This is a genomic window from Streptomyces aureocirculatus (assembly GCF_000720475.1).
Classification (GTDB): Bacteria; Actinomycetota; Actinomycetes; order Streptomycetales; family Streptomycetaceae; genus Streptomyces; species Streptomyces aureocirculatus.
This window is the reverse complement of sequence record NZ_JOAP01000031.1, coordinates 35,990-58,804: the sequence shown is the minus strand read 5'-3', so window position 1 is coordinate 58,804 and position 22,815 is coordinate 35,990. Positions and strand designations below refer to the sequence as shown.

The following is a 22,815-nucleotide window of genomic DNA, read 5'->3' as shown; positions in this document are numbered from 1 at the left end:
GCCAAACCATTGATATCTATAGCATCGCGAATGTTTTCCAGGAAAAATTGTGCATCTGTATTCGCCGCGTGGCGTCAGCCACGGGCGATGCTGTGGACAGCGGCGAGTGTGGTGGCCCTCGGCTTTCTCATCGCCCTGGAGATCGCCGCGCGTCATTACGGCCTCCCGGGGCCGATCGCCAATCAGGCGCGCGAGGTGATTTTCGCCCCCGCGTCGGGGCCGCTGCTGTATGCCGGTATGGCGTTGATGATGGTGGTGCTCACTTGGCGGCAGCGATACATCGCTTTTGGTGTCGCAGTCGGAATCGATGTCGTCTTCGCTCTGGTGCGGTGGCCTTTCGACGCGAAGATGATGTTCGGCAACGGCGCGCTGTGGGTGATTCTGGGCTGTGCGGTCATCGCTGTCACGCGCCGCACCGGCGCGGAACGCGTCCTGCTCCTGAAGGGCGTCGGCCTCGGCCTGCTCCTCGTGGCCGGCCGCAAGACCGGTGACGCCTGGCTGCTCATCACCTCGAAGACCCGTCCGACCGTGCTCGACCCGTATCTGGCGACCGCCGATCACGCCCTCGGCAACCCCTCGTGGGTGGTGGGCCGGATGGTCAGGGCCACCGGTCCGGTCGGCTCCCACTTCCTCGACTTCGTCTACGTCCAGTTGGCGGTCGCGGCGGTCCTTGTCGCCCTGTACCAGCTACGCAACGTGGCGGTCGAGCGCCGCTTCCCCGGTCATCATCTGGTGCGCACGTTCCTGGTGATCGGCCTCCTCGGGCCGGGCATCTACATGATCTTCCCGGTGGTCGGGCCGATCTTCGCCTTCGGCTCCGACGGCGGGCAGTGGGCGATCGCCGACCTGTGGCCGGACACGCTGCCGGTCCACGCCCCGAACCCGATGCCGTTCGACGAGATCACCCCGCGCAACTGCATGCCCAGCCTGCACACGGCATGGGCCACCGTGATCTTCATTCATTCCCGCAAGGGGCCACGGGTCCTGCAGTACGCGGGTGCTTTCTGGCTCCTCGCCACGCTCGGCGCCACGCTGGGATTCGGCTATCACTACGGCGTGGACATTGTCGCCGGAGTGGTGTTCGCGGTCACGATCGAAGCCGCGATGCGCTCGCTGGACCGTGGCTGGGACCGCTCGGGAATTCAACTGGTCGCGCACGGCACGGTGGTTTTCGCGGCGCTCCTGGTGTCCTATCGCTATCTGCCGATGGAAATGGCCAGATATCCGTGGCTGTTCGGGCCCCTGCTCATTCTGGCGATGGGTTCCGTGATACACGGCTACATACGGACCACCAGGCAGTGGGAGCCGAAGATCACACCGGTACCGAAGCCGGAACCGCAGCCCGAACTCGTCTGAGTGGTGAGGGGCCGGGGGGCGCCCTACCGTGAGAGGAAGCAGGGAAGGGGCGTACACCCACTGGGTGCGCGCCCCTTACAGCTCCTACTTCTGAAGACCTCGGGGCAGTCCGGAGGTTCGTCATGCCCCGCCCCGTATGGTCCGGTGCCATCAGTTTCGGTCTGGTCACCATCCCGATCAAGGTGGTCGCCGCCACGGAGGACCACTCCATCCACTTCCACCAGTACCACCTGGAGGACATGGGGCGGATCCGCACCCGCAAGGTGTGCGAGATCGAGGACAGAGAGGTCGGCCAGGACGAGATCGGCAAGGGGTACGAGGTGTCCAAGGACACCCTCGTCGCCGTCTCGGACGAGGAACTCCGCGAGATCCCGCTGCCGACGGCCAGAGCGATCGAGATCGCCGCGTTCGTCCCCTACGAGAGCATCGATCCGGTACGGATCAGGGAGGGCTACTACCTGGAGCCCGACGGTGGCGTCGCAGCGAAGCCGTACACGCTCCTGCGGAAGGCCCTGGAGCGGAACGCGAAGGCGGCCGTCGCTAAATTCGCCTGGCACGGCCGCGAGCGGCTCGGACTCCTGCGCATCCGCGACAACGCCATCGTCCTGCACGCGATGCGCTGGCCCGACGAGATCCGCTCCCCGGAGAGCCTCGCCCCCAAGGACGTCGACATCGACGACAGCGAGATCGACCGGGCCGTACAGCTCATCGACTCCATGACGCGTGAGGAAGGCATCGAGGGCGCGGAATGGGCCGCCGACCGGTACACGCAGGCGCTGGAGGACGTCATCCAGGCCAAGGCGGAAGGCAAGAAGCCGCCTCGCGCGGAGACGGAGGAGGCGCCCTCCGGGGAGGTCGTGGACCTCATGGCCGCGCTCGAACAGTCCGTGCAGCGGGCGCGCAGGACCCGCGGCGAGACCGGCGCCGACGCGGACGTGCACGAGCTGAAGCCGAAGAAAACCGGGACGGCCCGGAAGCAGACGTCGGCGAGAAAGTCCGCGGCGAGAAAGTCCGCCGCGAAGAAGACCACGGCCAAGACGCCCGCGGCGAAGAAGTCCGCGACCAAGAAGGCCGAAGCGAAGTCGTCCACCGCGAAGTCGTCCGCGGCGAAGGCGAAGTCCTCCACGGCCAAGAAGAGCACGGCGAAGAAGTCCGCCGCCGGCAGACAGCGGCGGAGCGCCTGAGCCGGGCGGACACGCCGTGGAGTGAGCCCTCCGCACACATCAAGGCCTCCGCCGGGGGACCGGTCGACCTGGCCCGCATCAGCTTCGGCATGGAGTACACCGTGGCGCCGACCGGCCTGATCACGATCGGTGTCCTGCACGGGGGCGTCATCCCGCTGCACACCTACGACGGCGTCGAACACGACTTCGGGCCCGGCGATGTCGTGGCCTTCGCGCCGCCCGACCGGCCCTGCGCCGGGCGGCACACGGACCTGACCTACGACCTGATCACTTTCGACCCCGACCTGTTCACGAGGGTCGCCGACCCGGTCGGCCGCTCCGTGGGGCCACGGCTGCTCGGCCCGACGGCCGTCAGCCCCGCTGCCGCCCGGCACCTGCGTGCCACCGTCGCCTACATCGGCCGCCACGTGGTCGACCGCATCGCGCCGGTGACGCCCGGCTGCGCGCCTCCAACACCGCCCAACTCCTCGCCGCCACCGTCCACGCCCTCACGCCGACCCGCCATCTTCAGTCGCCGTCCTGTACCGGCAGCGCTACGGCCGCACTCCGCGGCACACCCTGTACGACCGCTAGCGTCCGTCCGCCCGCCGGTCCGCCCGGCCTCCAGGACCCAGCGGACCGCTGCTCCGGCAGGGCGTGGCGGCCTCCAGACGGGGGAGCCGACGGCGGGCCACGCGCAGCACGACCGGAGGCAGGGCGGCACGCAGCGGCTGTACGAGGCGGAGCCAGGCGGGGGCGTACACGGCGGTGCGGCGGCGTTCCACGGCCCGTACGAGGCGTGCGGCCACCGCGTCGGGGTCCGACACACCGCGGGCGGGCGGCGGCATGCTCGTGCGCAGGCCGTGCAGGAGGCCGTGTCGATCGAGTTCGCGCAGCATGCCGGTGTCCACCCAGTTGAGGTAGGCGATGCCCACGGCGACACCGCGGTGCGCCGTCTCGGCCTGCAGGGTGTGCGCCAGCGCCTCCACTCCCGCCTTGGAGACGCAGTAGGCACTGAGCAGCGGGGCCGCCCCGATCGCCGCGAGCGACGCGACCTGTAGGAAGTAGCCCGAGGTGGCGAGCAGGTCCGGCAGGAAGACGCGGGCGGTGTGGGCGCTGCCGACGATGTTCACGTCGAGCACGCGCCGCCAGTCGTCCGGGTCCGACGCGAGGAAGGGCCCGCCCTGCGCGACACCGGCGTTGGCGATGACCGCGGACGGGGGCGCCAGACGCGTGCGGACGTCGTGGGCCGCGGCGTCGAGCGCGGCGAGGTCGGTGACGTCGACCTCGCGGACCAGGGTGGCGGTCGGCAGCGCCGCGGCGATGGCCTCCAGGGCTCGCTTCTCGTGGCCGAGCAGCGCGACCGCGGCGCCCCGCCGCGCCAGTTCGTGCGCGAGGGCCGCGCCGATCCCGCGGGCGGCGCCGGTCACCACGACCGTCCGGTTCCTGAGCGGTCCGGTGCCCATGAGCGGCCTCCGGCTTCTTGCTCGTTCGGCAGTCCTCCTCACTGTTTGCGTCCCGTGCGGTCGCGGCGGGCGAGCAGGCGCTGCGTACGGGTCATGCCCGGGAGCCGGTGACGGCGCAGCGCGGCGCGTGCGGCGTTGGCGCCGGGGGCGCCGTGCACGCCGCCCCCGGGGTGGGCCCCCGACGAGGCCAGGTACAGGCCCGCCACGGCGGTCTCGGGGCGCCCGGTGCCCGGCAGGGGGCGGAAGAAGAGCTGCTGGTGGAGGGCCGTCGTACCGCCGTTGATGGCGCCGCCGACGAGGTTGGCGTCCATGGACTGCAGGGTGGGCGGCGCAAGGACGCGCCGGGCACGTATCAGGGAGCGGAACCCCGGTGCGAAACGTTCGACCTGACGCTCGACCCGGTCGGCCATCAGCTCCTGTTCCTTGGCGTCCCACGTGCCGGTGACGCCTTCGTCGGCGGCGTCCGCGCGGACCTCCTGGGGTACGTGGGTGTAGGCCCAGGCGGATTCGGTGCCGAGGGGGGAGCGGGACGGGTCGGCGGTGCTCATCTGGCCGAACAGCAGGAAGGGGCGGTCGGGGACCAGGCCCATGGCGATCTGGGCGGCGAAGCGCGTCAGCTCGTCCATGCCGTCGGCCAGGTGGACGGTTCCGGCGCGGGACGCCTGCTCGGCCTCCCACGGCACGGGGCCGTCCAGCGCCCAGTCGACCTTGAAGGTGGCGAAGTCCCACTGGAAGCGGCGCAGGTCGTCCAGGAGTTGGCGGGGCAGATGCTCCGCTTCGACGAGTTCGCCGTACAGGGCGGGTACGGACACGTCCGCGAGCACGGCCCGGTTCGCGGTCACCGTGTCGCCCGCCGTCGTGCGCACGCCGACGGCCCGCCCGCCCCGTACGACGATCCGGTCCACGCGCTGCCCGCAGTGCACGCTTCCGCCGCGGGAGTGCAGCCGCCCGACAAGTGCCCGGCTCAGGGCGCCGGACCCGCCGATCGGCACCGGAAAGCCGTAGGTCTGTCCGAGCATCGACATGAGCCAGCCGAAGCCGCCGCTGCCTGCCGCCTCGGGCGCGAGGTCGGCGTGCAGGGCGTTGCCCGCGAGGAGCAGCCGCCCGCCCTCACCCCGGAACTCCTCCTCGCCCAGGCGGCGCACGGGAAGCACCAGGGAACGCGCCAGGCGGAGGCCGCCGCCCGCCCGCAGCCGCAGGGCGAGCCGCGCTCCGGCCCGCACGGGCGGAAAGGGGGTGAACAGAGCGTCGATGAGCGCGGGCCGCAGCTCGTCCCACACGCCGTGCAGTTGGGACCACGCGGCGCCGTCGCCCGCCGCGAAGGCGTCGAGGGACGCGGCGGTCCCGTCGACGTGCCGGTCGAGCACGGCGCAGCTTCCGTCGGTGCGCGGGTGGGCGAGCACGGCAGGGGCTTGGGCCCAGCGGAGGCCGTGGTCCTCCAGGCGCAGACCGGCGAGCACCGGCGAGGCGGCCGCCAGCGGATAGAAGGAGCTGAAGAGGTCGCTCACGAAGTCGGGGTCGACACCGTGGTCGTGGCGCACCGCGCCCCCCGGCTCGGGCTGTGCCTCCAGGACCTGCACGCTCCACCCGGCGTCGGCCAGGAGGTTGGCGGCGACGAGTCCGTTGGGGCCGGCCCCGATGACCACGGCGTCAGGCATGGGCGGCGCCCCTTCCGCCGTTCGGCGAGGTCGCGGACCCGGCCAGGCCGTCGGCGGGCTGCCCGCTCCGCCCGCCGTGTTCGCAGAGCCGGGCGAGGCGGCCGAGCATGGCGCGGTGCCGCAATTGGATCAGCGCCTCGAACCCCACGTTGTGCAGCCGCCCACCGGCGCCCTGCAGCGGGTGCTCGTCCAGGATCACCAGGCAGTGCTCGCCCCAGGGACGCAGCTCGACGGCGATGCGTGCCGTGCCGAGCGGTCCGGCATGCGCCTCCAGCTCCAGGGCGGAGCCCTCCTCGCAGCGGCGCACGACCGTCTTGTTGGACAACCGCACCGGCCCCAGGCGGATCTCGTAGGCGATGACCGCGTCCCGCTGCGGCCAGCGGCCCTCCACCGGGTGGGACTCGGAGGTTCCCACGACCCACTCGGCGTACTTGTTGCCGTCGGCGAGGACGGCCCAGACGTCGTCCGGCCGCCGTTTGATCAGTCGGTGACGAACAGCCACGACTACCTCCCGTGTCGCCCCTTGCGTTTTCGGACATTCCGCCGAGTGCCCCTACGGCACCGGACCAACCCCCGCCCGGCCCGGCCCGCGTCCGGCGGGGGCCGGTTCGGCGCCGTCCCGGATCTTCCACCAGGTGTCGGTACGAGGGTCGTGCGCGACCAGGCCGAGCCGGGCGAAGTCCTCGAGCCACCCCCTCATCGGCCAGATGCCCCAGCGCCTCTTGAAGACCGAGCCGTTGCGCAGGATGTCGTCGAGGTGCTCGACCGGCGGCCTGCTCACCGGGTGGTGCTGGTGGTAGGCGGGCGCACCGCCGACCCACCACAGGCCGACGCCGCGGGCGGCCGCGGTGCGGGCGAAGTCGGTGTCCTCGCCGCCGTACCCGGTGTAGTCCTCGCAGAAGCCGCCGACGGCGCGCCAGGTGGGCGCGGTCAGGGCGAAGGAGAGGGACCAGAAGAGGTCGTGGTCCCCGTCCCGCAGGACCTCCGAGTCGCCGGGGACGGGCCGGCCGGGGTGGGGCGGCGCGAGGGCCGGAAGGGCGCTCAGCCGGTAGCCGCCCCGCGGTGGGGGCGGCAGATAGGCGACCGTGCCGCACAGCAGGGTGCCGTCGGCCGCCGTCCGGGCGTAGCGGGCGAGCAGGTCCGGGCCGGGGACGCAGTCGACGTCGAGGAACACCAGCAGGTCGGCCCCGGCGGCAAGGGCCCTGGCCGCTCCCGCGTTGCGGGCCGCCGCCAGGGGCAGAGCGCCGGTGGCGGCCACCGGGACGGGCACGGTCTCGGCGGTGGGCCGCCTTCCGTCGAGTACGGTCCGCGCGGCCGGGTCGGCCATGGTCACCACCACGTAGTGGTCCGGCCGCCGCGTGTTGCCCGCCAGTCCGTCCTGCTGGAGTCGCAGGTGGCGGTGGCGGCCCGCGACCAGAGTGATCACTGCGATCCGCACGGGGCCCCCTCGGTCCACTGCGATCCGCACGGGGGCCCCGCAGTCCGCGGGGTGTCCCGCCGGGTCGTGCACGGGGGTGGCGCGGACAGGTGCTCCAGGAGCCTGGCGGCTCGCTGTGCGCCGTCGCCCGGGGCCCACATGGCCCAGCGGCTGCCGGGGCGGCGCGCCGTCCGGTCGAGGAGGCCCTGCCACTCCTGCGGAGCGGGCCAGGACATCCGTACGGTGGCGAGGTCCGCGGCCGCCAGTGCCTGTGCGGTCGCCCGCTGTTCGCCGTGGGGCCGGTCCTGCGGCACGACGACGGCGGGTGTGCGGGCCGCGGCGCACTCGGCGACGGCGTTCTGCCCGGCGTGCGTGATGACGGCGTCGGCGCCGCACAGCAGCGGCCACGGGTCGTCGGCCCACCGCCCGTGCGGGCCGCCCAGGAACGTCCAGGTCCAGTTGGTGGTGCTCGCTTCGGCCTCGCGGAGTGCGGCGGCGTCGACGTCGGTGCCGCCCGCGCCCAGCAGGACGACGACCTTCCGCGGGCCGGGAGCGGGGTCGCCCGGGGGAACGCGGGGCCGGTCGTCGTAGCGCGAGAAGGCGCCGGTGTGCACGGTCTTGGCCCGCCAGTGCCGTGGCCAGTCCGGTTCGGGAACCGCCGCAGGCCAGGGCGCGAGCAGCGCGTCGGCGATGTCGTACCCCAGGCGGTGGGCGCGGTCGAAGCGGTCGCCACGCATCGCGGCGACGACCACGGGGGTGCCCGTGAGACGGGCGAGGAGCGCCACTTCGACGGAGACGTCGCTGACGAACAGGCGGGGCCGGGCCCGGGCGATCCAGCTCGTGATCGCGTCCATGCGGTCGCGCAGGCCCGCGTGGTGCCGGGGCGCCCAGTGCAGTGCGCCGCCCGCGGTCGGATCACGCATGTCCTGCGGCCCGCCCGCGCGCGCGGCCCGCACGTCCTGCGGCCCGCCCGTGCCCTCGTCCGCGTCGAGCGGCAGTTGGATCCATGTGCCCCTCCAGCCGGCGGGCCTGGGCAGGGAGGAGAAGCCCACGACGGGAACGCGGAGGTGGCGGGCCACGCACACGGCCCGGTGCAGATGTCCGCGCCCCTGGTGGTGCACGTAGTAGCCGATCACGCGGCCACCTCCCGGTGCAGGGAGGCGTAGCTGTCGGCCATGGCGTCCAGGGAGCAGAAGCGTTCGGCCCGTTCCCGGACGGCGCGGCGGTCCAGGCGCGTGACCGGGCCGATGAGCTCGGCGAGCGCGCCGACGTCGTCCCGCGGGGCGAGAGCGCCGCACTCCGGGGTGAGTATCTCGCTGAGGGCACCGCGGTCCAGGCCGCACACCGGTGTGCCGCACGACAGTGCCTCCGCCACCACGAGGCCGTACGGCTCGTCCCAGCAGGGGGTGACCAGGGCGGCTGCCGCGCTGCCGACGAGCGCGGCGAGGTCCCGGCAACCGAGGTGACCGACATAGGTGATGTCCCCGCCGAGCAGCGGGGCCACGCGCTCCGCGAAGTAGCGCTCATCGCCGACGGGACCGGCGAGGCGCAGCGGCCGGCCCGCCTTGCGGGCCGCCTCGATCGCCAGGTGCGGCCCCTTCTCCGCCACGATGCGGCCGAACCACACCAGGTGCCGGCCGCCAGGACCGGCGGGCCACCGATCGGTGTCCACACCGTTGTGGATCACCCGGGCGGCGGGGACGAGGGGACGCCAGGCGGACGCCGTGTGCTCACTGACGGCGGTGAACGTCACGGGGCAGCGCTCGCCGGTCTGGATGGCCGACTCCAGCCAGGGGGTGGGAGGCGTGTGGAGCGTCGTCACGACCGGCGCGCGGACGGCCGGGGCCATGGCGATCGGCAAGTAGTGCAGGCTGTTGTTGTGGACCACGTCGAAGCGGTCTCCGCCGTCGCCCGACAGGTCGAGCATGAGCCGCAGGTACGCGTGGTGCTCCTGCATCCAGACCGCGTCCAGCGGCATGCTGACGTCCGACCGGGCGGCCTCGCTCAGCGACGTCCGGTGCACCGGCAGCTCCACGACGTCCAGGGCGGGATCGGAACCCGGGGCCGCGAAGAGCTCCACGTGATGGCCCCGCGCCCGCAGCGCACGGGCGAGCGACCAGGTGTGCGCCTCGAGCCCGCCGGTGAACGGCTCCCTGACCGGGAAGCGCGCGGAGGCGATGAGCGCGATGCGCAGGTGCGCGGTCACGCGAGGAGCCCGCGGTAGACCGACCGGTGCGCCGCGGCCACGCGGGCGCGTTCGGCGGTGCGCTCGGCCGCGGAGGCGCGCCAGCGCGGGCGGGTGCGGTACGCATCGCGCACGGCCGAAGCCAGGGACGCCTCGTCGAGGCCGTCCTGTTCGGTGTGGCCGTAGGACAGGCACGGGCGCTGTTCGGCGTAGAAGCCGCAGGTCGGTGCCGCGACGGCGGTGCCGAGGTCGTGGCACGCCTCCAGCCAGCCGGAGTGCGTGCCGAAGGTGTACGGCAGGACGGACAGGTCGAGCCCGGTGAGGTAGTCCCAGAGCTCGTCGTCGTCGAAGTAGTCGTGCACGTGCAGCCGCAGCGCGCCGCTGTCGGCGAGGGACCGCAGCTCGGTGAGGACGTCCGGGGCGTAGGCGTGCGCTTGCGGGTCGCCCACCTCGTGGTGGATGTTCACGTGCAGCTCCGCGTCCGGGAGCTCCGCGGTGGTCTTGGCGAGGGTGCGCACCACCGGCAGCAGGGACATGTTGGGCCGCAGGCTCTTGGCGTGCACGCCGACGCGGAAGGCCGTGCGCTCCGGGCGGGGGCGGGAGAGGTGGGGAAGGTCGACGACGTGGGGGTGGGGCAGGACCGTGGCCTTGCGGTTCCAGCGCCGCTGTATCTCCCGGGCGGCACCCGGAGTGAGCGTGATGAGGTGGTCGGCCGCCGGTATCAGGACGTCAAGGGCGGCCGCGTGCGGCCGGGGGTCGCGCTGGTGAGGGTTACGGAGGTCGTGCACGGTGTGGACGAGCGGTTTGCCGTGCTGCCGCAGGGCGGCAACCAGCGACGACAGTTCGTCGGGCGACTGGGCGTCGAAGCCGAAGTGCAGATGGAACACGTCGAAGTCCGCGTGGTGCGCGTGCACCCAGTTGGGGTCGAGCATGACCGGCGGCCACCACCGCTGGGAGGTGCTCGGCGCCCCGTTCGGGCGGGGATCCGCGAGCCGGACGACGCCGTCCGCGTGCTGCTCGTCGGCGCAGTGCCGTACGTAGACGTGTCCGGCGGGCACGGACGCGACCCGCAGTGGAACGGCGGATGCGGGCGCGGTCCGAGGGAGCGGTGCTGACAGGGTCGTCGGATCGTCCATGGCCGTGGTGCTCCGGTATCGCTGCGAGTGGCTACGGGCGCCGCTCCTGGCCTGACGGCGCCTCCCTGGTCCCTTCCGTATCACCCCGAGTATGTGTTCCTAATCGTGAACTCGCATGGCGGAGATCCGAGGGGTTGGGTACGCCCAAGCGGGCTACTCGCTGGACATGGCAGGCACAGACAAGCAGGAAGACGCTTACAAAGAGCCGGAGACGTCCCACGGAGAGCCGGACCCGGCCGTCGGCCCGGACGCCGAGGTGGAACGGAACGCGCCGAAGGGGCCCACGCACGTGCCCGCTCGCGCCTGGGGGCAGGTGCTGCGGCGCACCGGCAAGGAGTTCCTGGAGGACGAGCTCCCCGACCGGGCGGCGGCGTTGACGTACTACGGGGTGCTGTCCCTCTTCCCCGCCCTCCTCGTCCTGGTCTCGCTCCTCGGGGTGGCCGGGCAGGAGGCGACCCGCTCCATCGTGGACAACCTCCAGCAACTGGCCCCCGGCGCGGTGCGCGACATCATCAAGGACGCGGTGGCACAGCTCCAGCGCAACAGCACCACCGGCGGAGTGCTCGCCATTGTCGGCCTTGTCGGGGCGCTGTGGTCGGCATCGGGGTACGTCGCCGCGTTCACCCGCAGCGCCAACGCCGTGTACGACCTCCGCGAGGGGCGGCCCGTGTGGAAGCTGACCCCGCTGCGGCTCGGACTGACCGTCGTGCTGATGCTGCTCGTGGCGGCCAGCGCGGTGATCGTGGTGTTCACCGGCCCGGTGGCGAAACGGGCGGGCGATGTGCTGGGCGTGGGGGACGCGGCGCTGACCGTGTGGGCCGTCGCCAAGTGGCCGGTGCTCGTGCTCCTGGTCGTCCTGATGATCGCCCTGCTGTTCTGGGCCGCCCCGAACGTCCGCGGGCGGGGCTTTCGCTGGGTGAGTCCGGGGAGTGTCCTCGCGGTGCTGCTGTGGCTGGCCGCGTCGGCCGGGTTCGCGCTGTACGTGGCGAACTTCGGCTCGTACAACAAGACGTACGGCGCCCTGGCAGGTGCCATCGTCTTCCTGATCTGGCTGTGGGTGTCGAACCTGTCGATCCTGCTCGGCCTGGAGTTCGACGCCGAGCTGGCCCGTGAACGCTCCATCGAGGGCGGCCTGCCCGAGGGGGAGGAGCCTTATGTGGAGCCGCGCGACACCCGCACCTGGCCCCAGGAACAAGCCGGTTGAGGGCTGCGAACACAGCGGTGCCCGCACGGCACACGGCCCGCCGCGGGCGGCGGGCCCTGATCGGCGCGCACCGGCGCGGCTGTGCGGTCGAGTTGCCGGTGGTGCTCCGCCGGACCCAGCGCGCGGCTCGAGGACCCGCAGTTCACCCTGGGCGAGGGGCCGGGACCGGAGGTGGCCGTGACCTGTGTGCCCGTCCTGGAGCCGGACCTCGCACGGGTGCCCGTCGACCTCACGGAGGGCACGTTGACCGACGCCGACTGGTGGCCAACGCGCTGACCGCCGCCCTCATGGAGGGCAGTCCGCAGCGGGACACGTTCCCCGCGGGCGACGACGGCTCCTTCTTCTACCGGGCGGCCGTCCACCAGGCCGCCGGCGTGGTCAGTGCGCAGGCCGGAGTGTCCCTGGCACAGGCGCTCCTGCGGCTGCGGGCCCACGCCTTCCGCCACGGCTGCTCCGTGGTGGATGTCGCCGAGGACGTGGTGTCCCGGCGACGGAGCTTTCGGCATGATGAAGACGAGCCGGACACGGCTGCCGGCGAAGGGACTTAAGGGCATGACGCGTGAGGAACAACTGCTGGCAGCCATGGTGGACTCCGTGGACACGCTGGTCGAAGACTTCGACCTGATCGAATTTCTGCATCAGTTGTGCGAGCGCTGCGACGCTCTGCTCGACGTGTCGGCCGTGGGTGTCATGCTCGCCGCCCCCAACGGTGACCTGCAGTTGGTCGCGGCCTCCGACGAGCAGACGCGACTTCTGGAACTCTTCGCCGTCCAGACCGACCAGGGCCCCTGCGTGGAGTGCCACCGCAGTGGCTGCGCACGGCTCAACATCAGCCTCGGGTCCCCCGTGCAGACCGCGGCGTTCCCGCGGTTCGCCGAGCGCGCGCGCAAGGCGGGCTTCGCCACCACGCACGCCCTGCCCATGCGTCTGCGCCGCCAGATCGTGGGTGCGCTGAACCTCTTCGACACCCGGGACCAGAAGCTCAGTGACACCGACGCACGGGTGACGCAGGCGCTCGCCGACGTGGCGACCATCGCCATCCTGCAGCACCGCACCATCGTGCACGGCAATGTCGAACGCGCCCAGCTCCAGGCCGCCCTGTCCAGCCGCATCGTCATCGAGCAGGCCAAGGGCATCCTCGCCGAACGCTGGCAGACCGACCCCGGCAGGGCGTTCGACGCCCTGCGCCGGCACGCCCGCGCCCGCCACCTCGTCCTGACCGGACTGTGTCAGCAGCTCATCGACGGCTCGTTCGACACCGCCGCCATCCAGCACCCGTGATGAACAGCGACCACCGCGCCACCGCATGGCAGCGCGTCAGCGCCGCCGCGGCCGCCGACGGGGTCACGCTCGGCACCGGACTTGTCGGCTTGGCCCAAGACTTGTCGGCTTGGCCCAAGACTTTGTCGGCTTGGCCCAAGGCTTGTCGCCGCGTGACCAATCGGTCTACGCTCCGTCACAGACCAGGCAGCACTGTCTTGGCCGGATCTCCTGGACCTTGAGATCGCGAGTCACAGCACTCACACCAGGCCGGTCGGAGACTCGCGCCGCAGCGGACACACGCGGCTCCGGCCCCCGCCCTTCCCGGTCCGATGTGCCAGGGGGTACTCCCGCGCATCCCTGGCTCGCCAGGAAGGGCGGACCACGCCGGAGCGGCGAAAGGGGAGGTCCCGCCCCGGCATCGGCGGTCGCCGCCGGTTCCCGGGTTCTCACGGCGGCGACCGCACTCAGAAGTCCGACGGGGACGAGCGCGCGCCGGACCTGTCGCGCGCCTGTGAGCGGGGCGGTCGTACACCCAGCCCACGGCCGGTCGTGCCGTCCGGCCGACGTCACGACCGCGGCGGTCAGTCGATGACCGGGCTGCGGCGTTCCAGCAGGATGACGTCCCGCCAGCGGCCGTGGTGGCGGCCGACGCGCCGCCGGGTGCCGATGACCCGGAACCCGGCCCGTCGGTGCAGGGACAGGCTGGCGGTGTTCTCCGGGAAGACGCCGGACTGGACGGTCCAGATTCCCGCCTCCTCGGTGGCCGTGATCAGTGCGGTGAGCAGGGCGAGGCCGACGTGGCGGCCGCGGGCGCCGGGGTGGACGTACACGGAGTGCTCGACGACGCCCGCGTACGCGCACCGGTCGGAGACCCGTGCCACCGCGGCCCAGCCGAGGACCCGCCCGTCGTCGTCGAGGGCGACGAGGCGATGCTCCGGCAGCTTTGTCGAGTCGAAGGCCTCCCAGGTCGGGACGGCGGTCTCGAACGTGGCGTTCTGCCCGTCGATGCCGTGCCGGTAGATCGCGAGCACGGCGTCGGCGTGCTCGGGGCGCATAGCCGTGACACGGACCCCGGGGACGCGGACGCCTTCGGCGGCCGTGGCGTCGCTCACCGGTCGATCCGAAGCCTCGTCCCGCCCGACCACCGACAGATCACTCCGCTTGGACATGGCTCGATGCTGAGGTCTGCCGACGCGGGAGGCAAGTGGCTCATTCGGATTCCACCGGTCCCTCCTCGGCCGGGCCCCGCCGGACCCCCTACGCCGAGTGCCTGAATCCCCTGCGCCCGGGCCCTGGGCGGGGTTGCGCCGGTCGCGGTGGAAAGCGAGCCTGACGGAGGAAGGAAGGGTTCCGCCGTCACTGATCGGAGGCCTGTCGTGTCCTGCCCCGCCGACACTCGACCCCGCCGCGCGGGCACCGCGGCCGAGGGCGAGGCTCTGAGAAAAGAAATCGCGCAGCTCAGACACGCGGTCGCCTCGCACGCGGCGATCGACCGGGCCATGGGGGTCGTCATCGCGGTGGGGCAGTTGACGCCGTCCGAAGCCTTCGACGTGCTGCGCGGCATGTCCATGCGTACGAACACGAAACTGCGGACCGTGGCGGACCAGGTAGTCGACTGGGCGCACACGCGCCGACTGCCGCCCGCCCTGAGCAAGGAACTGCAGCGGCAGCTCCACCTGCGCGGCAGGACATGCGAGGTCGTCCCCGCCGCGCCGCCCGCACATGCACGGGCTCGCCCCGCTCCTGCCGCGACGACGAGGAGCCGGAGCCGTCAGTGGGCGAGGGCGGCCAGGAGTTCCTCGCGGGCCGAGACGCCGAACTTGCGGTAGAGGGCCTTGAGGTGGTCGTTGACCGTGTGCGGGGACACATCGAGGCGGCGGGCGATCTGCTTGCCGGGGAGACCTTCCACGGCTTCGTGCAGGACGGCGGCCTCGCGGGGCGTGACGCCGTACCAGGCGGTGAGCGCGGGCAGCAGGGTGCGGGTGGTGGCGGGCTGGATGGTGATGGCCAACTCGCCCGCTGCCGCGCCGGCGAGGGGCTGTGCCCGTGTCTCGATCCAGCCGTCCGGATGCGGCACGCGGTTCACCACGGGACCTTTGAGGCTGCGGGCCATGAACGTGCTGTGCCAGTACGTGATGGGCAGGATGTCGTCCGTGCCGAGGAAGCCGGGCAGGCAGGCGCGGAGCCAGTAGGCGCTGCCCGGGGTCGCGGAGCGGATGCGGTCGGCACCGTCGACGACGATGACGGCGGGCGGCCGGGCGGAGCGCAGCGGACGAGGGGGCCGCCGGGCGACGAACCGCCGCAGGGCATGGGCGAGCGGCGCCACCAGGCACTGCGCGTGCACGGCCTCCGCGGCGGTGAAGCACGCCCGGCCGCGCTCGCGGAGCAGCGCCAGCGTCCCCCACATCAGCCCGCCGGCGACCAGTGCGATGCGCAACTCACTGCCGAAGCCCTGCGGTGCCATGACCTCGTTCAGGCGCAGGCTGTTCCGCTCCTCCCGTACGCCGGAGCCGAGGACACCCACCTGAGAGGCGCCGTGCCACAGATCCGTGAACGGGTGGCGGTCGCTCACCTCGAATTCGCCGAGCAGGACATGGCGCAACGACGGGTAGCTGTACGTGTGTTCGCCGCTCAGGAAGCAACTGACCTGGCTGAGGGGGTCGAGCCCGGCGAGCATGTAGCCGTCGTGCGGCACCAGTCCGCTCAGCGCGCGGGAGAGCTCGTGCCCCAACTCCTGTACGTCGGCGGCCCCGCCGCCCGCCCCTCTGATCCCGCTGACGGCCCGCTCCACCCCGATCGCCATGAAAAGAAGTATGGCAAGGAGCGGCCACGGGCACTAACGGATTCGCCGGGTGCCGTGACAGCGAAAAAAATTCAACAGCCCCGCCGACACACGCTCTTGTCTACACGCTCTTGTGGACCCCCTGAACTGCGGCGATGGCACGCGGCAAATTGACTTTACGTGACCTTTACTGTTGTCTGCCGCCATGAACAGACGCATCCGCACCGCCGTGTGCACCCTCGCTGCCGCCGGACTCGCGCTGACCCTCGGCGCCTGCTCCGAGGCCGAGGAGAAGGCCGTCGACGCGGTCGACAAGGCCGTCAACGAGAAGTACGAGGTGACCTACGAGGTCTCCGGCAAGAATGTCGACGAGATCGAGTTCTCCGCCGGTGAGGGTTCCGCGACCAAGCCGAAGCTGGAGAAGGAGGCCGACCCGAAGCTGCCGTGGAAGAAGACGGTGACGCTGCGCGGCATCATGCCGCCCACCGTCGTCCCGATCTCGATGGACCCGACCGGCGCCGACCTCACCTGCAAGGTGGTCTACAAGGGCAAGGTCATCAAGGAGGCCTCCGGCGAGAACGTCATCGCCGGCTGCATCGCGATCTCACCGATCGGCAAGTAGACCGCGGGGTGGCCCCGCACCTGCGGGGCGGCCCCGGAACAGCGCAGCAGCCGCACTTGCCTTCGAGCGGACTCCAACTCGTACAGTCGCCGCATCCAAGAGGACGGCGCCGTCGGGCAACGTGAAGCCTCGGCCACGCGTCACGCAGGGGAACGAGGAACACCGTGTCGGAAATCGACGGCAAAGTAGTGGCCATCACCGGCGCGAGCAGCGGGATCGGTGAAGCCACCGCACTGCTGCTCGCCGAGCGCGGGGCCAAGGTCGTCCTCGGGGCCCGCCGCCCCGAGCGTCTCGCGGCCCTCGCCGCCCGCATCGAGGAGTCCGGCGGCCGGGCGGCCTTCGTCCGCACGGACGTCAAGCGCCGCGCCGACCTGGCCGGTCTCGTCGATCTGGCCTGCGAACGGTTCGGCAGGCTCGACGTCCTGGTGAACAACGCCGGCGTCGGACCGATCTCCCCGCTCGACGACCTGCGCGTCGAGGACTGGGAGGAGATGATCGACGTCAACTTCAAGGGCGTCCTGTACGGGATCGCCGCCGCCCTCCCCGTCTTCCGGCGCCAGGGCTTCGGACACTTCGTCAACACCGTCTCCACCGCGGGACTGCGCATCGTGCCGAACCAGGCGGTGTACGCCGCCACCAAGAACGCCGTGCGTACGCTCTCCGAAGGCCTGCGCCAGGAAGCCGGCGACAGCCTGCGCGTGACGGTCGTCTCGCCCGGCGTCACCCGCTCCGAGTTCGCGAACTCCATGGCCCCGGAGATCAGGGCCCAGACCCAGGACCGGATGGGCGAGATCGCGATCCCGCCGGACGCCATCGCCCGCGCCATCGCCTTCGCCGTCGAACAGCCCGCCAACGTCGACGTGGGCGACATCGTGGTACGCCCCACCGCGCAGGGCTGATCGACTCGGCGGTCAGGTCCCGAAGCAGACGTACGCGGCCCAGTCGACCGGATCGACGGGACGGCCCGGGGGCAGGTGCCGCACCGCGTCCGCCACTCCCGGGCGCAGGTCGGACGGCAGCCGGCGGTGGGAGTCCAGCATCCACATCTGGGCGGTCCGCAGGGCCGTGGCGGGTGTGGTGCCCCCGGTGCGCAGGAAGTGATGGGTCAGGGACAGGAGCGCGGAGGTCGCGCTGTCGCGCACCGGCCACAGGGGGGCGACCACCGTACACGCTCCCGCCCATTGCAGTGCGGCGGACAGGCGCAGCGCCGCCTCGTCGTCGCGGACCAGGCCGTCGCCCTGGCAGTCGGTGACCAGGACGGTGGCGGGCTCGCCAAGTCGCCGCCGCCGCAACGCCTCGGCGACGGACGCGAGGCGCAGCGGGCCCCCGGGCAGCGTGAGCTCCGGGCCGCCCCTGCCGTCGCGGTAGTGCGCGGGCCCGGCCAGCGTCAGGACACCGCCGTCGGCCGGTGGAACGGCACGCAGCCGGCGCAGCGCGTCCTGCGGTCCGTACGCCACCGCCGGAGCCGCGTCGAGCGGCACGCGCCTCCTCGGTACGCGGCCGCCGCGCACCTCGTCGCACAGCGCTCGCGCGGACACCGCGTACGTGAACTCCGCGTGCTCCAGAGCATACTGGCGCCGTTCGCCGCCGTCGCGCGTGTCGTGTCGGCACGCGGCGTGCCAGGGTACGGCGCCGAGACGGCCGAGCGGCACGAGGACGAGCCGCGGCAGGCCCCCGGCGCGGGCGTCGGCCAGTGTGGTGAGGAGCGGGCTCATCGCGGCCCGCGCCGCCCAGGCGCACAGATCGGGGAGCGACGACGGGTCGCGCAGGTACGCGGGCACTGGGCCCGTGTCGTCGATGAGGTCGGGCAGCGGAATCGCGTACGTACGGGCGGAGTCGGTGACGACGAGGGCGAGACCGGCAGCGGAGTCCGACGCCGGTACCAGATACACCAGCGCGTCCCTGCCCGACGCGGTCAGGGCCCGGCCGATCTCCGCCAACTGCGGTGGTGTGCCCGGCGGCGCCCCGGGCAGCGAGGTGGCGCGCCACAGCTCCAGGGCGTGGACGAGCGTGTCGAGTGCGCCGTCCTCGTAACACCAGGTGGCGACTTCGCGGGCGGCCGACGCGGGGTGCCCGGCGGTCAGATGGTCCCCGGCCTCGCGGCCGGGTCCTGCACCGGCCGCCGGTGCGGCGGCCGCCATGGCCCGGGCCGCGCGGAGCCCCGTGCGCAGGCTCGACGACCGGTCTTCGCGCAAGGCCGCGTCACGCGCACGGTAGGCGCGGGCCAGCGCGAAGGCGATGTTGCCCCAGCCGTGCCGGTCCGTGCCCTCGGCGACCGTGGCCGCACGCTCCAGGACCTGGATACCGCTGGCCAGTTGTGCCTCGCGGGTGTGCCGCCCGGAGCCCGGCGCGACGTGGAAACACTCGGCGGCCCCCAGGTAGTAGGAGTAGCGCAGGAATCCCTGGTGGTCGGCGTCGAGGACCTCGTACGCCTCCCGCAGCAGGCTCGTGGCCTCGGAGCGCCGGGTCTCGCCGCCGCTGAGCAGGAGACTGACCCCGGCCTCACCGAGCAGCCGGGTGCGCCGGTCGCCGGACAGACGCGCGGCTTCGTGGCGGATCTGGGCCGGGGTCGGCGGTGGGACCGGATGTGCCCCGGGGGAATCGCCCCTGTGGCGGGCGAGGGAGTCACGCAGGAGGTGGGTGCGGCTCAGGAGCATCCATGTCTCGAGGCGCGCCGGATGGTCGGAGTCGAATGTCGCGTGGATGCCGGCCGCCTCGGCGAGGTAGTGGTCCGTCGTCGCCAGGTCGCCGCGGCGCATGCACCAGCGGGCTTCCAGCACGGCTTCATGAGCCGCGGCGAGCCGTGCGTGACCGGGCACCTGCCAGGAGCTGTCGGCGGCACGGTCGGTCTCGAACGCCGTGAGCTCGACGGAATCGGCGGCCAGGGCGAACCAGTCGGGGAACTCTTCGGGGGCGGGGGGCTCGGGGCCGGGACCCCATGTGACGCGTTGCGAGAGCTGACGGCGCCGGTCGGTGGACAGGTGGTCGGGGGGCGGCGGGCCGGGGGCCAACCGGCTGAGGCCGTCGAGCCACGAGCGGCTCACGGCATCGGCCCGCGCCTCCGCCGAGGCACGCCCGGCGTGCCGCAGAAGGGTGAGAGCCAGACTGAGCGCCGTGGTGTCCGAGCGCTCACTGCCGCGGTGGTGGAGAAGCCACGCGAAGGCACGCAGGGCGCCGCGCGGGAGCCGGTCCAGGGCGTCTGGGGCGGCCAGGACCGTGCGGAGCGTGGCCTCGACCGCGGCGGCACGGTCCTCGTCGCGTGTTTCCCGCCAGACCAGCGCCTGCCCGTACGTTCTGGCCGCGAGGGATTCCCATGTGGTCTCCGACGAGACGCTGTCGGAGTACGCGGGGTCCGTCGCGGGGTCCGTGGAGGAGCCCGTCGCCGCGCCGAGCAGCAGGCGCTCCAGATGGAGCCGGGCGAGCGTCTCCACGAGGGCGGTCGCTTCCGGTGTACGGGGCGGCACGACGGCCGTCGCCGTGACGTGGCGGGCCACGGTCTCGTCGAGCAGTGCCGGAAGACGGAGCGCGGGGTACCGGCCCGGGTGCGCGCGGCACGTCTCGTACCGCCGCAGTGAACAGTGGGCGAGGAGCAGGACTGCGAGCGTGCGCAGGTCGTCGCGGCCCGGGGGCAGCTTCGCGAGGCCGGTGGTGAGCAGCTTCACGGCTTCGTCGAGGGAGCCGAGGGCGTCGAGGGCGTCGCGGAAGTCGTGGGCGTTGCGGAGACGGAGAGCGCTTTGGACGTCGAGGGCATGGCCGAGACGGAGAGCGTCGATGGCCGGGGTGATCTCGGCCCGGCCCCGCGTCTCGTACCGCAGTACCTGCGCGTAGCCGTGGAGGATGCGCCAGCGGTGCCAGGATGTGGAGTCCGCGGGGGCGCGGAACGCCTCGTCGAAGGCGGTGGCGGCCTCGCGGAGGTCGTTCGGCGCGCCCTCGCCGTGGATGTGGTCGGCGAGGCTCAGCTCACCGAGGAGGCCCAGGAGTACAGGTGTTCTCGGGGCGTGGGAGGGGAGCAGGCCGACTGCTTCGCGCACTTGGTCGCGGGTCAGGGCGAGTTCGGCTTCGGTGGGCTCGCTCGCGCCGTGCGGGGCCGCCGTGGAACCGTGCCGTGCGGGGGTGGTGGCTTCGCGAGCGCCGGAACGCCCGCCGGCGGGGCCCGGGCGCGGCACGGCTCCGCCGGTCTCCCGCAGCAGCGCTCCCGCCCGCTCGGCGGCCGCCACCATCAACGCCTCGGCGTTGCCCAGGCGTTGCGGGGATCCGGAGCCCGCCGCGGTCTCGTACTCGGCGGTCGCGTGTGCCAGCGTCGCGGAGACCGCCTGCGGGTGTTCGGGGCCCATGAGGGCCGAGGCCTTCTGTGCCGCGATGGCAAGGACGTCCGTGGCCCGTTCCTGGCGCTCGCGATCACCCGCGGCGCCGGCCGACGCGGACTCGGCGGAGGCCAGTGTCACCAGGGCCGAGAGGGACGAGGGGTGGTCGCTGCCGCGCTGGCGCACCACCTCGCGCACGGCGGCGTCGAGGTCCGGGAGCAGGGCGTCGGCCGTCGCGTCCTCGCCCACCGCGCGGACCGCCACCGCGCGGACCGCCGCCGTGCGGACGGCCAAAGCGAGCAGCCGTACGTCGATGCGGCTCCCGGGGGCGGTGTCCGCGGGGAGCGCGTCGAGTGCCTCGCGTGCGTGGCGCGTCGCCTCCGCGAAGTCGCCGAGCCGCAGGGCGACGGCGGCCGTGTTGGCCAGGGCGCGCGCCCGCAGCGCGGTGTCCTCGGCGCTGCCGGGCGGCGACGACGGTCGCGCGAGGAGGTGTGCCGCCGCCGTGAGCCGCCCACGCCCGGCGAAGGTCACGGCCAACTGATTGCGGGACGCGGCGTCGTCGCTCACCTCCAAGGTGCCGCTGAGGACTCCCGCGGCCAGCTCGTCGAGGAGCACCTGCACGGTCGCGTGCAGGCCGAGCGCGTCGAGGTGCGAGGTCAGGGCCGCGAGGTCACGGGCGGCGGTGCCCCGGCGCAGGACGGCGGGGGAGCGGCGCAGCAGGGACACGGCGGCGAGGAGCCCGGCCTGCGCCTCGGGGGCGCCGTCCACCGACGCCCGCGCCAGGGACAGGGCGGTTCGCCAGAGCCGCCCGACCCTGCTCCGCCGAGTGGTGCGGCGTTGCCCGGTCATGGCGCACCGTCCTCGCCGAACGTGGCACTGATCTTGTGCCGCCAGACCTGGAACCGGAGGTCCGCGGTCTGGGCCGCGTTCATGATGCCTCGGGCGGCCTCCGCGTCGATTTCCTCCAGCAACGCGTCGGCCGCGGCGACCATCGGGTTGGGCGGTGCTCCGGCCACTACGGCGGTGGCGCCCCGCGGGGCCGGTGGCGGCTCGGTGTCCTCGGTGGCGGTCCGCGCCTCCGCGGGCGGGCGGAGCACGTCGACGAGGTGGGCGACGCCCAGGTGGTTGAACCGGCGCATCGCCTCCGCGATGGTGGCCGCGAACAGGACGTTGGCCGCGCGGTCGGCTGCGATCCGGTCCGGCGCCTGCTCCAGGAGGATGCCGACCACCACGGGGTGCTGCTTGTCCGCGGTGTGCTCGGGGGTGTGGTTGTCGCAGGACGTGGTGTCCTCCACAGGGCCGCCCGAGTAGCCCGAGTAGTCACCGAGGAACTGGTCGGCGGACAACTGCAGCGCCTCGATGGTGCCGCCGCCCTCGGACAGGTAGGAGGCCGCCCGGGTGTCGATGCGCCCGCTGAGTTCCACTTCGTTGGCGGCGGGGCGGTACGGTCCGCGCCAGCGGCCGCCGATCCGGGCGGGCCCCGAGTTCGGGATCCGGGGGGTGGCGCGCTGCGGGGGCGTGATGCCGATGAGCGCCAGGTCCGCTTCCGGGTCGAGTCTGCTGACGTGGGCGTCGAGTCGGCGGCCGTCGGCGAGGACGACGTCGACGTGGTCGTCGACCTGCACCAGGCCGCGCAGACAGTGCAGGGCCGTGAGCACGAGCCAGTTGGTCAGCAGGAAACCGCCGCCGAGCCGCTGTCCGGCCCGGTGCAGGTCGACCCAGTACGGTCCGCAGCAGGTCACGGGGCGTCCGCTGTCCGCTCCACGGTGAGGGTGACCTCGAAGGAGGCCTCCGCGGAGGCTTTGGAGAGGATGACTCCGGCCTCGGCGGCCAGGGTCAGACCGAAGGTGACCTGCATGCCGGACACCTGCCAGCCGCTCCGCTCGGGCACCTGGGCCAGGGAGTCCTGGGCGATGGCCGACGCCTGCACGATGGCCTCCTCCAGCTCGGCGGCGCGGCCGTCGAGCAGTGCCGTCGCACGGGACCTGGAGGCGATCTGCCGGGTGCCGACGGCGTCGAGGGCGACGGTTTCGACTCTGACCTGGACCATGGTTCGTCCCGCTTCCCCCGTGCCCTGCGTGCGCCACCGACGCACCACAACATCCGCTGCGCACCACGAGTCCGCTGCGCAAGGCGGTCGTTGACGGCGCACTGTCTCACCGGGCAGCGTATCGACGGGCGGGCGTGCGCGTGACGACTTCGACAATGCCGGTCGGGCACGCCGGAACGCCGGTCGGGCCTGCCGGGAAGGTGTGCCCG

Annotated in this window: 20 protein-coding genes; 8 read left to right on the top strand and 12 right to left on the bottom strand. The window is 72.8% G+C overall.

What is annotated here, in order from left to right; genetic code table 11:
* Positions 1-87 precede the first annotated feature (87 nt).
* Positions 88-1,356, top strand: a complete 1,269-nt coding sequence (locus IG78_RS0126765) for a phosphatase PAP2 family protein (RefSeq protein ID WP_030567597.1) — start codon at positions 88-90, stop codon at positions 1,354-1,356.
* Between the two features lie 122 nt (positions 1,357-1,478).
* Complete coding sequence (gene ku, locus IG78_RS0126760; RefSeq protein WP_030567595.1) at positions 1,479-2,540, top strand: non-homologous end joining protein Ku; 1,062 nt, start codon at positions 1,479-1,481, stop codon at positions 2,538-2,540.
* 569 nt (positions 2,541-3,109) lie between these two features.
* Here the strand turns inward: ku and IG78_RS0126755 are convergent.
* The 7 genes from IG78_RS0126755 to IG78_RS0126725 are packed head-to-tail and all read right to left on the bottom strand — an operon-like array spanning position 3,110 to position 10,381.
* A complete protein-coding gene (locus IG78_RS0126755) occupies positions 3,110-3,985 on the bottom strand; it encodes an SDR family oxidoreductase (RefSeq protein ID WP_030567594.1) in 876 nt (291 codons plus the stop codon).
* A gap of 38 nt (positions 3,986-4,023) precedes the next feature.
* Positions 4,024-5,643, bottom strand: coding sequence for a phytoene desaturase family protein (locus IG78_RS0126750; RefSeq protein WP_030567592.1), 1,620 nt, complete (start codon positions 5,641-5,643; stop codon positions 4,024-4,026).
* A complete protein-coding gene (locus IG78_RS0126745; protein ID WP_037685131.1) occupies positions 5,636-6,145 on the bottom strand; it encodes an SRPBCC family protein in 510 nt (169 codons plus the stop codon). The genes IG78_RS0126750 and IG78_RS0126745 overlap by 8 nt, the downstream gene beginning before the upstream one ends.
* Before the next feature lie 51 nt (positions 6,146-6,196).
* Positions 6,197-7,081: a glycosyltransferase family 2 protein gene (locus IG78_RS0126740; RefSeq protein WP_030567590.1), complete on the bottom strand. Its 885-nt coding sequence runs from the start codon at positions 7,079-7,081 to the stop codon at positions 6,197-6,199.
* A complete protein-coding gene (locus IG78_RS0126735) occupies positions 7,066-8,196 on the bottom strand; it encodes a glycosyltransferase (protein WP_051852971.1) in 1,131 nt (376 codons plus the stop codon). The genes IG78_RS0126740 and IG78_RS0126735 overlap by 16 nt, the downstream gene beginning before the upstream one ends.
* Entirely contained in the window at positions 8,193-9,266 is a 1,074-nt protein-coding gene (locus tag IG78_RS0126730; protein ID WP_030567588.1) for a glycosyltransferase, read from the bottom strand. Before IG78_RS0126730 ends, IG78_RS0126735 begins: the two co-directional genes overlap by 4 nt.
* Positions 9,263-10,381, bottom strand: a complete 1,119-nt coding sequence (locus IG78_RS0126725) for a glycosyltransferase (protein ID WP_078964856.1) — start codon at positions 10,379-10,381, stop codon at positions 9,263-9,265. The genes IG78_RS0126730 and IG78_RS0126725 overlap by 4 nt, the downstream gene beginning before the upstream one ends.
* A gap of 166 nt (positions 10,382-10,547) precedes the next feature.
* On the opposite strand from IG78_RS0126725, the gene IG78_RS0126720 reads away from it, so the two are divergent.
* From IG78_RS0126720 to IG78_RS0126705, 3 genes are all read left to right on the top strand, one after another.
* Positions 10,548-11,585, top strand: coding sequence for a YihY/virulence factor BrkB family protein (locus IG78_RS0126720; protein ID WP_078964867.1), 1,038 nt, complete (start codon positions 10,548-10,550; stop codon positions 11,583-11,585).
* 260 nt (positions 11,586-11,845) lie between these two features.
* Entirely contained in the window at positions 11,846-12,133 is a 288-nt protein-coding gene (locus IG78_RS42715; protein ID WP_030567584.1) for an ANTAR domain-containing protein, read from the top strand.
* Positions 12,134-12,137: 4 nt separating this feature from the next.
* Positions 12,138-12,866: a GAF and ANTAR domain-containing protein gene (locus tag IG78_RS0126705; RefSeq protein WP_030567583.1), complete on the top strand. Its 729-nt coding sequence runs from the start codon at positions 12,138-12,140 to the stop codon at positions 12,864-12,866.
* Positions 12,867-13,429: 563 nt separating this feature from the next.
* Here IG78_RS0126705 and IG78_RS0126700 read toward each other — a convergent pair.
* Positions 13,430-13,903 carry a GNAT family N-acetyltransferase gene (locus tag IG78_RS0126700; protein ID WP_030567582.1) on the bottom strand — a complete coding sequence of 158 codons (474 nt, stop codon included), beginning with the start codon at positions 13,901-13,903 and terminating at the stop codon, positions 13,430-13,432.
* A gap of 321 nt (positions 13,904-14,224) precedes the next feature.
* Here IG78_RS0126700 and IG78_RS42710 point away from each other — a divergent pair, with 321 nt between their 5' ends.
* Positions 14,225-14,677 carry an ANTAR domain-containing protein gene (locus IG78_RS42710; protein ID WP_063760802.1) on the top strand — a complete coding sequence of 151 codons (453 nt, stop codon included), beginning with the start codon at positions 14,225-14,227 and terminating at the stop codon, positions 14,675-14,677.
* On the opposite strand, the gene IG78_RS51640 is transcribed toward IG78_RS42710, so the two are convergent.
* On the bottom strand, positions 14,620-15,651 hold the full coding sequence (locus IG78_RS51640) for a helix-turn-helix transcriptional regulator (RefSeq protein ID WP_030567580.1): 1,032 nt from the start codon (positions 15,649-15,651) through the stop codon (positions 14,620-14,622). The two genes, IG78_RS42710 and IG78_RS51640, sit on opposite strands and share 58 nt — an antisense overlap.
* Positions 15,652-15,835: 184 nt before the next feature.
* Here IG78_RS51640 and IG78_RS0126685 point away from each other — a divergent pair, with 184 nt between their 5' ends.
* Both IG78_RS0126685 and IG78_RS0126680 read left to right on the top strand, forming a co-directional pair.
* Positions 15,836-16,252 carry a hypothetical protein gene (locus IG78_RS0126685; protein ID WP_030567578.1) on the top strand — a complete coding sequence of 139 codons (417 nt, stop codon included), beginning with the start codon at positions 15,836-15,838 and terminating at the stop codon, positions 16,250-16,252.
* 164 nt (positions 16,253-16,416) lie between these two features.
* On the top strand, positions 16,417-17,151 hold the full coding sequence (locus IG78_RS0126680) for an SDR family oxidoreductase (protein WP_030567576.1): 735 nt from the start codon (positions 16,417-16,419) through the stop codon (positions 17,149-17,151).
* 12 nt (positions 17,152-17,163) lie between these two features.
* On the opposite strand, the gene IG78_RS0126675 is transcribed toward IG78_RS0126680, so the two are convergent.
* From IG78_RS0126675 to IG78_RS0126660, 3 genes are read right to left on the bottom strand one after another with little or no spacing between them, the layout of a single operon-like run.
* Positions 17,164-21,405 carry a CHAT domain-containing protein gene (locus IG78_RS0126675; RefSeq protein ID WP_051852970.1) on the bottom strand — a complete coding sequence of 1,414 codons (4,242 nt, stop codon included), beginning with the start codon at positions 21,403-21,405 and terminating at the stop codon, positions 17,164-17,166.
* Positions 21,402-22,298, bottom strand: coding sequence for a S1 family peptidase (locus IG78_RS0126665; RefSeq protein WP_030567572.1), 897 nt, complete (start codon positions 22,296-22,298; stop codon positions 21,402-21,404). The genes IG78_RS0126675 and IG78_RS0126665 overlap by 4 nt, the downstream gene beginning before the upstream one ends.
* Positions 22,295-22,606 carry a CU044_2847 family protein gene (locus IG78_RS0126660; protein WP_030567570.1) on the bottom strand — a complete coding sequence of 104 codons (312 nt, stop codon included), beginning with the start codon at positions 22,604-22,606 and terminating at the stop codon, positions 22,295-22,297. The genes IG78_RS0126665 and IG78_RS0126660 overlap by 4 nt, the downstream gene beginning before the upstream one ends.
* Between the last annotated feature and the right edge of the window lie 209 nt (positions 22,607-22,815).